Genomic DNA, 14,258 nt, shown 5'->3' on the forward strand with positions numbered 1-14,258 from the left:
AAACTCATGTCTGAGCCCCAAGGCCTCTCGGCCACCGACAACAACCTCAACTGGCTGGTGTCTCGCTTCGTCGACGAGGTGACCGACGCCGCCCACGCCATCCTCGTGTCCGCCGACGGTCTCCTCATGGCGGAGAGCCAGAGCATCCCCGGAGAGCGTGCCGAGCAGGTTGCGGCCGTCTCCTCCGGTCTCGCGAGCCTCGCCGTCGGCGCAGCTCGACTCTTCGACGGCGGGGCAGTGCTCCAGACCGTCGTGGAGATGGAGCACGGCTACCTCATGCTCATGAGCGTGGGCGACGGCTCCAACCTCACCGTCCTTACCGAGGAAGACGCTGACATCGGCCAGGTCGGTTACGAGATGGCGCTGCTCGTTGAGCGCGTCGGTCGGACCGTCCAGGCAGAGGCCCGCGTCCCCACCCCGGGCTGAGGTGTTTGTGGTCGTGTCATCAAAAGAGTCTGACGGTACGGACGAAGAGGTCAGCCGACCTCGCTTCGTCCGGCCGTACACCATCACCTCAGGGCGAACCCACTCCACAGTGGACCTCCCCATGGAGGCGACCTTGAGGCGAGAGAACGCCGAGGTCACGGGAGTGAGCGCCGCTGCGCTCCAGGTGCTCGAGGTGTGCGACAAACGCTCCGTCGCTGAATGCGGAGCCCTCGTCAAGATGCCAATCGGCGTCGTACGCGTCTTGCTCAGCGATCTTGTTGAGCACGGGTTCATCCGCGTGCAAGCAACCATCACTGAGAACTCGTCGAAGGACGAGCGGATAGAACTCATCGAAAGGACCCTCCGTGGACTCCGCACCTACTAGCTCGTCGCGCAAGGCTGCGTCGACCAAGATCGTCATTGCAGGCGGCTTCGGCGTCGGCAAGACGACTCTGGTCGGCTCCGTCTCGGAGATCCAGCCGTTGCGTACCGAAGCCCTTGTCACCAACGAGTCCGAGGGCGTCGACAACCTGGACGCTGTGCCGAGCAAGCACACGACCACCGTCGCCATGGACTTCGGCCGCCTCACCCTGGGAGAGGACCTGATCCTCTACCTGTTCGGTACCCCCGGGCAGCGGCGATTCTGGTTCATGTGGGACGACCTGTGCCTCGGCGCCATCGGCGCCATCGTCATCGTCGACACCAACCGTCTCGACGAGTCGTTCTCCCCGCTCGACTACTTCGAGGCCAAGGGGCTGCCGTTCATCGTGGCGGTCAACCAGTTCGACGGCCTGCAGCAGTACACCCTCGACCAGGTGAAGTCTGCCCTCTCGCTCCCGCCGGAGGTGCCGATCATCGCGATCGACGCCCGCGACCGGGACTCGGCGAAGGCTGCCCTGATCCGCGTCACCGAGTACGCCCTGGAGCACCTGACCCGGAACCTCGCCGTGGGGGCCAGCTGATGAAGCGCTCCAAGGTGCAGATGGTGCGTGCCGCCGTCGCTACCGCTGCTCTGCTCGGTCTGGCCGCCTGCGGCTCGGCCGAGGGCTCGGAGGGCTCGACCAAGAGCACCGCTCCGGACCCGACCCTGCTCCGAGACGGCACCATGACCGTCTGCACGTCGGAGGGACGTGAACCGTTCGTGTTCGAGCGCGGCGGCAAGGTCGTCGGCTTCGACATCGACCTCGTGGGTGAGGTCGCCAAGGAGCTCGACGTCAAGGTGTCCCTCGTCACCGAGGACTTCAACGAGATCGCATCGGGCAAGCCGCTCAACGCGAACTTCTGTGACGTCGCCATCGCCGCGGTCTCGATCGATGGCGACCGTGCCCGAGTCGTGGACTTCTCCAGCCCCTACTTCAACGCCAAGCAGGTGATGGTGGTCCAGAAGGGGAGCGGCATCAAGAGCCTGGAGGACGTGGTCGGCGGTCGTATCGCTGTCCAGGAAGCCTCCACCGGGGAGACCTACGCCAACGACAACAGGCCGCTCGACACCCAGATCCAGTCCTTCACGGACGTCGGGGACCTCGCAGACGCGCTCAGCGGCAGCCAGGTCGACGCGGCCATCTACGACAACAACATCGTGGCCGACGCCATCAAGGACAACCCGAACTTCGAGATCGTCGAGGAGTTCGACACCGGTGAGCAGTACGGCATGTTGGTGAAGAAGGACGGCAACATCGACCTCCTCCGAGTCATCAACGACGTGCTCGCCGACATGCAGGAGGACGGTCGCTACGACACGATCTACGGGGACTGGTTCGCCAACGCGAGCTCCTAGTCACTGCTTGAATGATCGGCCCGACGCCTCGTGCGTCGGGCCGATTGTCGTCTGCGGGCCGCCCTCAGCCAGCGAGCAGTGCGCTCGCGGCGGCATCGACCGCGTCGGGGGACAAGACGTGCTCGACCGCCATCGCCGCGGCGCCCCGGACGCCCGCCTCTGAGCCCGCCAGGCTGGTCTCGATGCGGAGGTGCTCGGTCGCCAGCGGCAGTGATCGCTGGTAGACGACCTCCCGGATGCCGGCCAGCAGATGCTCACCGGCAGCTGAGAGCTGCCCGCCGATGACGACCACCGACGGATTGATGAGGTTGACCATCGTGGCCACCACCTCGCCGATGTCGCGGCCGGCCTGACGGACCACTGCTATCGCGTCGGCGTCCCCCTGGCGGACGAGCTCGACGACGTCGTGCCCCGCGCTCGCTCGGCCGCCCCGCTCGCGGACTGCAGCCGCCAGGGCGGGCCCGGCCGCAACTGCCTCCAGACACCCTTCGTTGCCGCAGCGGCACAGGACGTCGGCAGCCCGGGCGACGCGGACATGGCCCAGGTCGCCGGCCGTGCCCTGGGCGCCTCGCTGCAGGACGCCGCCCGAGACGATGCCCGAGCCGATGCCGGTCGCGACCTTGATCAGCACCAGGTCCTGGACAGCTGAGAGTCGAGCCTGTCGCTCGCCGAGAGCCATGATGTTGACGTCGTTGTCGATCAGGACGGGCACGTCGAAGGAGCGCTGCACGTGACCTGGCACGTCGTAGCGATCCCATCCGGGCATGATGGGCGGGTTCATCGGGCGACCCGTCGAGTGTTCGACGGGGCCCGGGAGGCCGATGCCGATGGCGGCGAGGTCCGCGGTCTTGCGCCGGTGGGTGCGGAGCAGGGAGCGCACGGTGGTCGTCACCCAGCCCAGCACCACGTCGGGTCCTTCCACGATGTCGATCGTGTCAGCCGCTTCACCGAGCACCTGTCCCGCGAGGTCGCTCAGCACTGCCCGAGCATGGGTGGCGCCGATGTCGACGCCGACCACCACTCGCGCGGCCGGGTTCATCGCGAACAGCGCCGGCGGTCGACCACCCGTGGACCGTCCACCACCGAAGGGAGCGATGAGCCCCAACTGCATCAGCACGTCGATCCGAGCGGTGACGGTGGAGCGTGCCAGTCCGGTGGACTCGGCCAGCTCTGCGCGGGTCCAGGGACGGCCGTCGCGAAGCAGGTCGAAGAGGTCACCGGTGCGCACAGCGGAAGTAGATCACCGCAGGACTTGTCTCGTCTAGAGAACAACTTTTGTACGATACTCGACAAAAGTGTGTGACGCGTGCCACCCTCGTTCCGTGGACAACGACACGATGGCGGCCGGGCCCGCAAGCACCCCGGTGCTCACCGTGCGCGGACTCACCAAGAGCTTCGTCGGCAACCTGGTCCTGCAGGACGCGTCCCTCGAGCTGGTGCCAGGACAGGTGCTGGGTCTCGTCGGGGAGAACGGCGCCGGCAAGTCGACCCTGATGAAGATCCTCGCCGGGGTGCACCAGCCGGACGGAGGGACGATCGAGGTCGGCGGTGAGGAAGTGAGCTTCAGCCACCCGGTCCAGGCGCAGCAGGCCGGACTCTCGACGGTCTTCCAGGAGTTCAACCTGCTGCCGGAGCGCTCGGTCGCGGAGAACATCTGGCTCGGCCGCGAACCTCGGCGTCGTGGGCTCGTCGACACCACGGCGATGGCAGCGGCCACGGACGAGCTGTTGTCGGGGCTCGGCATCACCGGGCTCCGCGCGAGCCGGCGCGTCCGTTCGCTCTCGGTCGCCGAGCAGCAGGTCGTGGAGATCGCGAAGGCCGTCAGCTTCGACGCCCGGATCATCCAGATGGACGAGCCGACCGCAGCGCTTGCTGACCACGAGGTGGAGCTGCTCTACACGATCATCCGGCGGCTCGCCGAGCGGGGCGTCGCCATCATCTACGTCTCCCACCGTCTCAAGGAGATCTTCGACCTCTGCGACACCATCACCGTCCTCAAGGACGGGGTGCAGGTCGCCACCCACCCAGTCGCCGAGCTCGACGAGGGGGCTCTCGTGCGGCTGATGGTCGGGCGGTCGATGTCGTCGTTCTTCCCTGATGCCCTCGACGGGACGGCGGCCGGAGAGCCGCGGCTCGAGCTGAGCGGCGTCGGCAACGGGTATGTCGACGGGGTCGACCTCACCCTGCGCGGCGGCGAGATCGTGGGCATCGCTGGGCTCCAGGGCTCCGGACGTACCGAGCTCCTCGAGGGGATCTTCGGGGTCACGCCCTTCACGCGCGGCACGCTGGCCCTGGAGGGCAAGCGCGTCTCCATCCGTACGCCGCGTCAGGCCGTCCGTCATGGGCTCGCCCTGATCACCGAGGACCGCAAGGCGACCGGGCTCGCGCTCCGCCAGTCGATCCTGGACAACGCGCTGGGCGTCGTGCGGGCGGTCTTCCCCAGCCGCGTCGCGGCAGCACGATCCGTCGTCCCGGGCACGTTGTCGACGCTGGCCGTCTCAGCGCGCTCCTTGGCCCAGGAGGCGCAGTTCCTCTCGGGCGGCAACCAGCAGAAGGTGGTGCTGGCCAGGTGGCTGGCCGCGAACCCCGGCGTCGTGCTCATGGACGAGCCGACTCGCGGCATCGATGTCGGCGCCAAGCACGCGATCTACGAGGTCATGCGCAGCCTGGCCGCCGAGGGCGTCGCCGTACTCATGGTCTCCAGCGAGCTTCCGGAGGTGATCGGCATGTCCGATCGCATCGTGGTCATGAAGGACGGACGGATCGCCGGCGAGCTGCCCGGCGGGTCGTCCGAGGAAGACGTCCTCACCATGGCGACGGGCGCGTCGAGCCCTGAGCAGGTGGCCTCATGAGGTCCCGACTCGGCCCCATCACCTCGACCACCATCGTCTACGGCGTGCTGGTCGTGGCGATCGTCGTCGGCGCCGGCCTCACGGCTGCCAACGGCCGCAACTTCTTCAGCATCGGCAACGTCGACAACATCCTCACGGCCACCAGCATCCTGGGCTTCATCGCCATCGGGCAGACCCTGGTGATCCTCGGCGGCTCGCTCGACCTCTCGGTGCCGTTCGTCGTGAGCCTGGCCAGCGTGGTCGGTGGCGGAGTCATGGCCGGTGAGTCGGGCAACATCGTGCCTGCGGTGCTGGTGACGCTGCTGCTGGGCCTGGCCATCGGCCTGGTCAACGGGCTGATCGTCACGTTCCTCCACGTGCACGGCTTCATCGCCACCCTCGGCACCGGGCTGATCATCTCCGGCTACCTCGCGAGCAACTACAAGGGCAGCCACGGCAGTGCTCCTCGCGACTTCCGGCTGCTCGACGCGACGCGGATCGGGCCGGTGCCCATCTCGACGCTGATCATGCTCGGGTGCGCGGTGCTCGTCATCGTGATGCTGCGCCGCAGTCGCCTGGGGCACCACCTGTACGCCGTCGGCGGCAACGCCGACGTCGCGCGGCTCTCCGGCCTGCGGACCTCCGTGCCCGTGATCGCCGCCCACGTGATCTGCTCCGCGCTGGCTGCCGTCGCCGGGCTGCTGCTGCTCGCCCGACTCAGCGTCGGGAACCCGACGATCGGCTCCCAGGGTGGCTACGACCTGATGTCCATCGCGGCCGTGGTCCTCGGCGGCACCCTGCTGGCCGGCGGCAAGGGCAACATCGCCGGCACCCTGGCCGGCGTCGCGATCTTCGCCGTCATCGACAACGTCATGGGCGTGATGGAGGTCAACCCGTTCCTGCGCGACGTGGTCCGCGGGCTCGTCATCGTCGCTGCCGTCGCGGTCTACGCGCGCCGGGAGATCGACGCCCGACCCCCGCGGTTCGACCGGCCCAGCCCGCTCGACGCCGCCCTCCAGGAGGCACGATGAGCACCCCCACCACGGGCATCACGGCCATCACCACGACCGAGACGGCAGCCCGGCCCGAGATCCCGCGGCACCAGGGCGGGTTCGGCGCCCGGTTCGCGGCCGGGATGGCCACGCCGGGCGGGGCGGTCTTCGTCCTCGTTGCGGTGCTCCTCGTCTCGATCATGATCTCCAACCCCAACTTCACCGACCCGGGTGCGCTCATCCGGTTCGCCGGTCGCACGGCACCGATCGCGATCGCGGCGATGGGGCAGTACTACGTCATCGTCAGCGGCGAGTTCGACCTGTCCATGGGCGCCGTCGTCGCGACCCAAGTGGTCCTCGCCGGCAACTTCATCGGCGACGACCAGTCGCGGATCGTCCCCGGGATCGCGCTGATGCTGGCCGTCGGCGCCCTGATCGGGATCGTCAACGGCCTGGTCACGACGCTGCTCAAGGTGCCGAGCTTCATCGTCACGCTCGGCATGATGCTGGCGCTGTCCGGGCTCGTCCGCTACATCACCGGTGGGGCGGCCAGCGGCAACCCGGTGGACGACTTCCGCCAGATCGGCCGAGGCGGCATCGAGGACGTCCCGGTCGTCGACATCATCCCGTACCCCCTCATCATCCTGGTCGTGCTGGCGGCGGCCTCGGTCTGGCTCATGCGCCGGCCCTTCGGTCGCACGCTGGTGGCCATCGGTGACAACCCGGAGGCGACGAACTACTCGGGGGCTCCGCTGTGGTCCTACAAGACCCGTGCTTTCGTGCTGTCGTCCCTCTCGGCCACGGTCGCCGGCATCCTGCTCGTCGGCTATGCCGGTGTGCACCCGTCCGTTGGCGCCGGCTACGAGTTCACCGCGATCACCGCGGTCGTCCTCGGCGGCGTGCTGCTCGGCGGCGGTCGCGGCTGGGTGCTCTCCGCGGCGGCAGGCGCGTTCGCCCTCGAGCTGCTGTTCACCCTGCTCAGCTCGCTCGGCGTGCCGTCCACGTGGCGCGACACGGTGCAGGGGCTGATCATCATCGTCGCCGTCGCGGTCTCCGCGCGCGCCTGGCAGGTGGGTCGGCGCCCGCGGCGTACGACCGCCCCCACAGATCTCTCGAGCAACTCCACACCCAACCAGCCCACTGCGGGCGCAACCACAGGAGAACACTGATGCGCACACCCATCAGGAGGACGTTCGCGTCCACCTCGTCAGCACTGCTAGTGCTGGCGGTGCTGGCTGGCTGCAGCACCGATGACGTCGACGACCCGGCCGACACCACGGCGACGGAGACGACCACCGAGACGGCCACGGAGGAACCGACCTCCGAGGAGTCGAGCCCGGAGAGCGGCAGCGACAGCGAATGGTTCGTGCAGGCCGACTACGACGAGCAGGACGCCCAGCGGTCCGCCACCTTCGAGGGCGACGAGTCCGAGCCCTGGCTGCAGTACATCGACGGCGAGATGACCGACACGGCCAAGTTCGCGTCGGAGGGTGCCAAGAAGGTCTGCTTCGCCAACGCCTCCGTCAGCAACCCGTGGCGCCAGACCGGCTTCATCACGATGAACCAGCAGCTCGAGGCGCTCCAGGACAAGGGCGTCATCTCCGAGATGGAGGTGCGCGACGCCCAGGACGACGACAACAGGCAGCTCGCGGACATCGACTACTTCATCTCCGAGGGCAACTGCGACGCCTTCGTGATCTCGCCCAACTCCACGGCTGCGCTGACGCCAGGTGTGGAGCGTGCCTGCGAGACCGGCAAGCCCGTCATCGTCTTCGACCGTGGGGTCGAGACCGACTGCGCCACCACCTTCATCCACCCGATCGGCGGCTACGCGTGGGGGATCGACACCGCTGAGTTCCTCGTCGACAACCTCGAGGAGGGCGACAAGGTCATCGCGCTGCGCATCCTGCCCGGCGTCGACGTCCTGGAGACCCGCTGGGCCGCGGCCCAGAAGATCTTCGAGGAGAACGGCATCGAGGCCGACGACTTCTTCACCGGTGCCGACCCGACCGAGATCAAGAGCTACATCACCGACGCGCTCAACCAGGGCGAGGTCCACGGTGTCTGGATGGACGCCGGCGACGGCGCCGTCGCTGCGATCGAGGCCTTCGAGGACGCCGGGGTCGACTACCCGGTGATGACCGGCGAGGACGAGATGAGCTTCCTGCGCAAGTGGGAGGACACCGGGCTCACCGGCCTGGCGCCCGTCTACTCCAACTTCCAGTGGCGCACGCCGCTCCTCGCCGTCGAGAAGATCTTCGCCGGCGAGGAGGTCCCGAAGGAGTGGGTGCTCCCGCAGACCCCGATCACCGAGGACGAGCGTGCCGACTTCCTCGAGGCCAACGACGGCATGCCTGACGGCCACTACGCCAAGTTCGGCGGCGAGGACCTCCCGGGCTTCCCGGAGGCCTGGCAGGACCGCTGAGCCGTGCCCGCCATCGGCATCAACACGTGGGTCTGGGTCTCTCCCCTGACCGACGCCGTGGTCGGCGACGTGCTCATCCACGTCGCCGACCTGGGGTTCGACGCGGTCGAGCTCCCGCTGGAGAACGTCGGCGACCTGAGCGTCGACGTGGTCGGGGCCGCTCTCGAGCGGACCGGGCTGGCGGCCTACGTCGTGGGCGCGATGGCTCCAGGTCGCGACCTCGTCGCCACGGGGCCGACGAGCATCGCGGCCACACAGGACTATCTGCGCGCGTGCATCGATCTCGCTCACGGCGTGGGCGCCCCAGCAGTGTGCGGCCCGTTCTATGCCTCGACCGGCCGTGTCTGGCGGATGTCGGCCGAGGAGCGGCTCGAGGCGTACGCCGAATGGCGGGCCAACATCGCCCCCGTCGCCGACCACGCGGGGGAGCGGGGCGTGGTGATCGGCATCGAGCCGCTCAACCGCTACGAGACGTCACTGGTCAACACGGTGGCGCAAGGCCTCGACCTGCTCGACGGAGTGCCGAGCACGGTGGGCCTGGCGCTGGACAGCTATCACCTCAACATCGAGGAGCGCTCGACTCCTGCGGCCATCCACGCGGCCGGTGAGCGTCTGGTGCACGTCCAGGTGTGCGGCTCCGACCGCGGGGCGCCGGGTGGCGACCAGACGGACTGGCCGGCGCTGGTCGCAGCGCTCGATGACGTCGGCTACGAGGGCCCGCTGAACATCGAGAGCTTCACTGCCGACAACGCCGCCATCGCCATGGCGGCGTCGATCTGGCGGCCGCTGGCCGCCACCCAGGACGACCTGGCCCGCGACGGGCTGGCCTTCCTGAGGTCCCTGACCGCACGAGACGAGGACTGACATGAATGAGGCGCCGGCCGACTCGGTGGGCGTGGCCGTGATCGGCTACGCCTTCATGGGCAAGGCCCACTCCAACGCCTGGCGAAATGTGGGCGCCTTCCACCCCGGGGTGCCGACCGTCCGCCAGGAGGTGCTCGTCGGCCGGGACCCGGCGCAGGTGGCCGAGGCCGCCTCCCGCTACGGCTGGTCGCGCGCGGCCACGGACTGGCGGTCCGTGATCGAGGACGACAGCGTCGACATCGTGGACATCTGTGTGCCCGGCCACCTCCACTGTGAGATCGCGATCGCCGCGCTGGCCGCCGGCAAGCACGTGCTGGTCGAGAAGCCGCTCGCGAACTCGATCAGCGAGGCCGAGGCGATGGTGGCGGCGGCCGCACAGGCCGCGACGCGTGGCGTCCTCGCCATGGTGGGGTTCAACTACCGGCGAGTGCCCGCACTGGCGATGGCACGCGACCTGATCGCGGGCGGCCGGCTCGGGACGGTACGCCAGGTGCGGGTGTCCTACCTCCAGGACTGGCTCGTCGACGACTCAGCACCGATGACCTGGCGGATGCGCAAGGATGCGGCCGGCTCCGGCGCGCTGGGTGACCTCGGCTCGCACGCGGTCGACCAGGTGCGCTACCTGCTCGGTGCCGACATCGCCACCGCGTCGGGGCTGCTCGAGACGTTCGTCGGCGAGCGGGTCGGCGACGGCGGGCCCGAGGCCGTGACCGTCGACGACGCCGCTTGGGCAACGTTGTGGACCACGACCGGCACCGTGGCCAGCATCGAGGTCAGCCGCATGGCGACAGGGCAGAAGAACGCACTGACGATCGAGGTGTACGGCAGCCTCGGTGCGCTTCGCTTCTCCCTCGAGTCGCTCAACGAGCTCCACGTCTGCCTCGACGGCAGCGCCGGCTTCACCCGGGTCCTGGCCACCGAGGCGCACCATCCCTACGTCGAATCCTGGTGGCCACCGGGTCACGTCCTGGGGTGGGACAGCACCTTCACCAACCAGGCAGCCGACTTCCTCGCGGCGATCGCTGTCGGGACGGAGCCCTCCCCGAGCTTCGCCGACGGCCTCGCCGTACAACGCGTGCTGGCGGCCATCGAGGACAGTGCGGCACGCTCGGGGGCAACCGTCTCGCTGGAGGAGCCGTCATGAGCCGTCCCTACACCCTGTTCACCGGCCAGTGGGCCGACCTCACGCTGGAGGAGGTGGCGGCCCACGCCGCCGGCTGGGGCTACGACGGGCTGGAGATCGCCGTCTCCGGCGAGCACCTCGACGCTTGGCGCTGGGACGACGACGACTACGTCGCCGACCGGCTCTCCGTCCTCGAACGCCACGGGCTGAAGGTGTGGGCCATCTCCAACCACCTCACCGGTCAGGCCGTGTGCGACGACCCGATCGACTTCCGGCACCAGGCCATCGTCGGCCCTCGGGTGTGGGGCGACGGGACGCCGGACGGAGTCCGCGCTCGCGCGGCGGAGGAGATGCAGCACACGGCGAGACTGGCGCAGCGTCTCGGCGTCGACACCGTGGTCGGTTTCACCGGTTCCGCGATCTGGCAGTACGTCGCCATGTTCCCACCGGTGCCGGCCAGTGTGATCGAGGCGGGATACACCGACTTCGCCGACCGGTGGAACCCGATCCTCGACGTCTTCGACGAGTGTGGGGTCCGCTTCGCCCACGAGGTGCACCCCTCGGAGATCGCCTACGACTACTGGTCGACGACGCGGACGCTGGAGGCGATCGGCCACCGTCCCGCCTTCGGCCTCAACTGGGACCCCAGCCACATGATGTGGCAGGACCTGGACCCCGTCGCGTTCATCACCGACTTCGCCGACCGGATCTACCACGTCGACTGCAAGGACACCCGGATGCGCCTCGGTGGCGGCCGCAACGGCGTGCTGTCGTCCCACCTCCCGTGGGGCGACCAGCGCCGCGGCTGGGACTTCGTCACCGCCGGGCGTGGCGACGTGCCCTGGGAGGACTGCTTCCGGGCGTTGGGCGCGATCGGCTACGACGGCCCGATCTCGGTCGAGTGGGAGGACGCCGGCATGGACCGGCTGCACGGTGCCCCCGAGGCGCTGGCCCACCTCAAGCAGTTCGACTTCGACCGGCCGACCCGGGCCTTTGACGCTGCCTTCACCCAGGACTGAGCCGCTCAGCGGTAGGCGAGCGCGATGCCGATCGCGGACGGGACCAGGCCGAGCACCAGCCAGGGTGAGATCGGCCGCTTGCCGTGGATCATCAGGGCGAGGGCGACCGCGATGACGCCGAAGGCGCCGGCGATGAGGCAGAGCCCGACCCGGGCGCCGGGACGAGGGTCGTCCAGGAACAGCGCGGCGATGATCAGGCCCATCACCAGGTGGAAGATCGTGGTGACGACGAGCGCCGACATGACCCAGCGCTGCACGCGGGTCAGGTTCTTGTCCTCCGCGGCCCGGTCGCGCACGGGGCGCGGTGCGTCGGGGTCCATCAGGTGACGCCGGCGGGGAGGCTGTGCGGGCTCGGTCATGAGTCGTCCGCGGCGTGCATCGTCTCCAGCCGAGCGGTGAGCTTGGCCACGCGGTGGGAGTTGCCCCGCAGGTCGACGTACTGCTGGCCGAAGATCGCGAGCAGCGCGTCGTCGAGGCGCCGCACGGCGCCGGCGGGATAGCGGTAGCCCATGCGCCGGATGATGGCGTCGGGGTCGACCGAGGTCAGGAGCGCGCCGAGCTCGTCGAGCGAGGTGATGCCGAGCTCGAGGAGCAGTCCGCCGATCCACTCGTAGTGATCGGTGTGCGACCACCCAGCGTCGGCATACTGCCCGGCAAGGAAGGCTGCGAGCTCCTTGCCGCTGATCCGCGGATCGCTGGGATCGGAGTCCTCCGGCGAGACCGGCCCGACGGCCTGGAGACGCTCGCGGATGGTGGAGAACTCTCGGTCGGCCAGCTCGAGCAGGCCGGCGGCCAGGGTGAAGCGGCGGTCCAGGTCGGGGACGTATTCCTCCGGGACGGTGCCCTTGTAGCGGATGTCGTGCTCGAACTCGGCCCACGCGTGCTGCAGCACGGTGCGGACCTGCACGCTGGCGCGGTGGCCCCGCACTGCGGCGTACGGCGCCTGGTGATCCTCGCCGCCGTCGGGGTCATCGGGGTCAGGTGTCACCAGCAGGTGGCGGCTGGCGTAGCCGAAGCCGCCGGCGCTGGCCGTCTCCTGGCCCATGTCGCGGTCGTCGAGGATCGTCAGCTCGTCGTCGAGCAGCTCGGCGACGGCGGCCACGTCCGCGTGGACGTAGGTGATGACCCGGACCCCGATCTGGTCCGTGACCTGGTTGAGCGGATCGGGGTACAGCAGCTGGTCGTCGACGACGCGTGCCGCCTTGGCAGCGAAGGAGGCCACGCTCTTGGTCCGGCCGGTGACGCTGAGGTAGTTGATGCCCGCGTCGTCGAGCAGGGTGGTGATCAGCTCGACGAAGCGCTCGGTCGGCGCGACCAGCCCCGGTTGGCGAGTGGCGTAGGCGCGCACGGCCTCCCGCACCGGCCGGGCGGCCGGCGCCGGAACGAGAAGCTGGGCGGGTTGGTCGGATGACGGCACAGGCACAGCCTGCCGTGTCTGGCCCCGCTTCGCACCCGGCGGTGCCTCGTGGCGGTGGGCGCGGTCCCTCCACAGCCGCGATCGCGGGGGATTGGCCAAGGCCCCGAACAGGAAGGAGGGAGGTCACGGCACCCTCACCAAGGAGCACCCCGATGCAACGACTACGGCTCCGCGTCATGCCGGCCATCGACGCCAGCGACGTGGTCTTCCTGTCCGGCTTCTGCCGTCACTCGGTCCCCGAGCACGGGGAGCTGCCCGCGCTGGCGGAGGGCGGCGTCACCCGGATGTGGCCCGGGCAACCGGCGGTGGCGTCGCCGTGGGTGCCGTGCGCCGACGGCTGTTGCCTCGTGCTGGCTCCGAGCCGAGCCCGGGTGGATGCGGCCGGTCAGTGGCTGCGCTTCCTCATCGCGGAGTTCCTCGGCGCGCCGCACCGCCTCGACGGGTGCGTCGAGGTGCCCGGATCGAGGGGCAGGGGGCCGGTGCTGCTCATCGTCGACGGCGACGAGGTGTTCGAGGGTGAGCTCATCGAGCTGCCAGGGCTCAGTCCAGGGCTCAGTCCAGGACCCCCGCGGCCCGCGCGGGCTCGGCGTACGCCGCCGCCAGCGAGGTGACCGTGTGATGGGCGTTGAGGCCACTGGGGTTGGGCACGACCCACAGGACGGCCCCGCCGAACGGCTCCGGCTGGCGCCCGAGGGCGGCCTTCGGCACCCCGAACGCCCGGCGGTAGGCAGTGATGCCGGCCACCGCGACGACATGCGGTGCTCGCTCGGTGACCAGTGCGACCAGCCGCTCTCCGCCGGCGCGCAGCTCCTCGGCGCCCAGCTCGTCGGCACGTGCGGTCGCTCGCGGCGCGAGATTGGTGATGCCGAGCCCACGTGAACGGAAGTAGTCGCGGTCCGCCTCGTCCATACCGTCGGCTGCGTCGATCGGCCGGTCGATGACGCCCGCCTGCAGGAGCGCGGGATAGAAGCGGTTCGCCGGGTGCGCGAAGTGGGTCTGCGTGGCCGCCGTCCACAGGCCTGGGTTGATGCCGACGAACAACAGGCGCAGGTCCGGGCCGAGCAGGTCGGGGACCACTGCGTCGCGGAAGGACTCGAGCTGTGCGCGGGTGAAGCGGGCCATAGCCGCTCAGCCTAGGCGTCGGCCCAGAGACCCATCCCGGTGTCACCATCGGCCGCGCCGTGGCCACCAGGGGCGTCCTGGCCGGATCATGGGAGGACACCCACCTCGACATCTGGGGACCCCGCACCGGCAAAACCACCTCACGCGCCATCCCGGCGTTGCTCAACGCCCCCGGAGCCGTACTCGTCACCTCGAACAAGCGTGACATCGTCGACGCGACCCGCGACGTGACCGCCGAGACTCTTGCCGACCTGTTCGCCTC

At 69.4% G+C, this 14,258-nt stretch carries 16 protein-coding genes; 12 read left to right on the forward strand and 4 right to left on the reverse strand.

Going from position 1 to position 14,258, the window contains the following annotated elements:
• Positions 1–6 precede the first annotated feature (6 nt).
• The 4 genes from VNJ48_RS10790 to VNJ48_RS10805 all read left to right on the forward strand — a co-directional run bounded on the left by VNJ48_RS10790 (position 7) and on the right by VNJ48_RS10805 (position 2,203).
• Positions 7–426, forward strand: a complete 420-nt coding sequence (locus VNJ48_RS10790) for a roadblock/LC7 domain-containing protein (RefSeq protein ID WP_325601920.1) — start codon at positions 7–9, stop codon at positions 424–426.
• A 109-nt stretch (positions 427–535) separates the two neighbouring features.
• Complete coding sequence (locus tag VNJ48_RS10795) at positions 536–811, forward strand: DUF742 domain-containing protein (RefSeq protein WP_297737110.1); 276 nt, start codon at positions 536–538, stop codon at positions 809–811.
• Positions 792–1,388 carry an ATP/GTP-binding protein gene (locus VNJ48_RS10800; protein WP_325601924.1) on the forward strand — a complete coding sequence of 199 codons (597 nt, stop codon included), beginning with the start codon at positions 792–794 and terminating at the stop codon, positions 1,386–1,388. The genes VNJ48_RS10795 and VNJ48_RS10800 overlap by 20 nt, the downstream gene beginning before the upstream one ends.
• On the forward strand, positions 1,388–2,203 hold the full coding sequence (locus VNJ48_RS10805) for an ABC transporter substrate-binding protein (RefSeq protein ID WP_325601926.1): 816 nt from the start codon (positions 1,388–1,390) through the stop codon (positions 2,201–2,203). The genes VNJ48_RS10800 and VNJ48_RS10805 overlap by 1 nt, the downstream gene beginning before the upstream one ends.
• A gap of 64 nt (positions 2,204–2,267) precedes the next feature.
• Here the strand turns inward: VNJ48_RS10805 and VNJ48_RS10810 are convergent, their stop codons facing one another.
• The gene (locus tag VNJ48_RS10810; protein ID WP_325601928.1) at positions 2,268–3,431 is read right to left on the reverse strand and encodes an ROK family transcriptional regulator; all 1,164 of its coding nucleotides are present in this window, start codon (positions 3,429–3,431) and stop codon (positions 2,268–2,270) included.
• A 94-nt stretch (positions 3,432–3,525) separates the two neighbouring features.
• On the opposite strand from VNJ48_RS10810, the gene VNJ48_RS10815 reads away from it, so the two are divergent.
• Genes VNJ48_RS10815 through VNJ48_RS10845 form a run of 7 tightly spaced genes read left to right on the forward strand, consistent with a single transcriptional unit; the run spans position 3,526 to position 11,457 of the window.
• Positions 3,526–5,055, forward strand: coding sequence for a sugar ABC transporter ATP-binding protein (locus VNJ48_RS10815; protein ID WP_325601930.1), 1,530 nt, complete (start codon positions 3,526–3,528; stop codon positions 5,053–5,055).
• Positions 5,052–6,065: an ABC transporter permease gene (locus VNJ48_RS10820; RefSeq protein ID WP_325601933.1), complete on the forward strand. Its 1,014-nt coding sequence runs from the start codon at positions 5,052–5,054 to the stop codon at positions 6,063–6,065. Before VNJ48_RS10815 ends, VNJ48_RS10820 begins: the two co-directional genes overlap by 4 nt.
• Positions 6,062–7,195, forward strand: coding sequence for an ABC transporter permease (locus VNJ48_RS10825; protein WP_325601935.1), 1,134 nt, complete (start codon positions 6,062–6,064; stop codon positions 7,193–7,195). Before VNJ48_RS10820 ends, VNJ48_RS10825 begins: the two co-directional genes overlap by 4 nt.
• On the forward strand, positions 7,195–8,451 hold the full coding sequence (locus tag VNJ48_RS10830; protein WP_325601937.1) for a substrate-binding domain-containing protein: 1,257 nt from the start codon (positions 7,195–7,197) through the stop codon (positions 8,449–8,451). Before VNJ48_RS10825 ends, VNJ48_RS10830 begins: the two co-directional genes overlap by 1 nt.
• A gap of 3 nt (positions 8,452–8,454) precedes the next feature.
• Positions 8,455–9,315 carry a sugar phosphate isomerase/epimerase family protein gene (locus VNJ48_RS10835; RefSeq protein ID WP_325601939.1) on the forward strand — a complete coding sequence of 287 codons (861 nt, stop codon included), beginning with the start codon at positions 8,455–8,457 and terminating at the stop codon, positions 9,313–9,315.
• Position 9,316: 1 nt separating this feature from the next.
• Positions 9,317–10,459 carry a Gfo/Idh/MocA family oxidoreductase gene (locus VNJ48_RS10840; protein WP_325601940.1) on the forward strand — a complete coding sequence of 381 codons (1,143 nt, stop codon included), beginning with the start codon at positions 9,317–9,319 and terminating at the stop codon, positions 10,457–10,459.
• On the forward strand, positions 10,456–11,457 hold the full coding sequence (locus tag VNJ48_RS10845; protein ID WP_325601942.1) for a sugar phosphate isomerase/epimerase family protein: 1,002 nt from the start codon (positions 10,456–10,458) through the stop codon (positions 11,455–11,457). The genes VNJ48_RS10840 and VNJ48_RS10845 overlap by 4 nt, the downstream gene beginning before the upstream one ends.
• A gap of 5 nt (positions 11,458–11,462) precedes the next feature.
• On the opposite strand, the gene VNJ48_RS10850 is transcribed toward VNJ48_RS10845, so the two are convergent.
• Positions 11,463–11,816: a hypothetical protein gene (locus VNJ48_RS10850; RefSeq protein WP_325601944.1), complete on the reverse strand. Its 354-nt coding sequence runs from the start codon at positions 11,814–11,816 to the stop codon at positions 11,463–11,465.
• On the reverse strand, positions 11,813–12,874 hold the full coding sequence (locus VNJ48_RS10855) for a (p)ppGpp synthetase (protein ID WP_325601945.1): 1,062 nt from the start codon (positions 12,872–12,874) through the stop codon (positions 11,813–11,815). The genes VNJ48_RS10850 and VNJ48_RS10855 overlap by 4 nt, the downstream gene beginning before the upstream one ends.
• A 152-nt stretch (positions 12,875–13,026) precedes the next feature.
• Between VNJ48_RS10855 and VNJ48_RS10860 the strand changes: the two genes are divergently transcribed.
• A complete protein-coding gene (locus VNJ48_RS10860) occupies positions 13,027–13,485 on the forward strand; it encodes a hypothetical protein (RefSeq protein WP_325601947.1) in 459 nt (152 codons plus the stop codon).
• Here VNJ48_RS10860 and VNJ48_RS10865 read toward each other — a convergent pair.
• Positions 13,427–13,996: a mismatch-specific DNA-glycosylase gene (locus VNJ48_RS10865; protein WP_325601949.1), complete on the reverse strand. Its 570-nt coding sequence runs from the start codon at positions 13,994–13,996 to the stop codon at positions 13,427–13,429. The genes VNJ48_RS10860 and VNJ48_RS10865 overlap by 59 nt on opposite strands.
• Between the last annotated feature and the right edge of the window lie 262 nt (positions 13,997–14,258).

This window comes from Nocardioides sp., from assembly GCF_035576065.1.
GTDB lineage: Bacteria > Actinomycetota > Actinomycetes > Propionibacteriales > Nocardioidaceae > Nocardioides.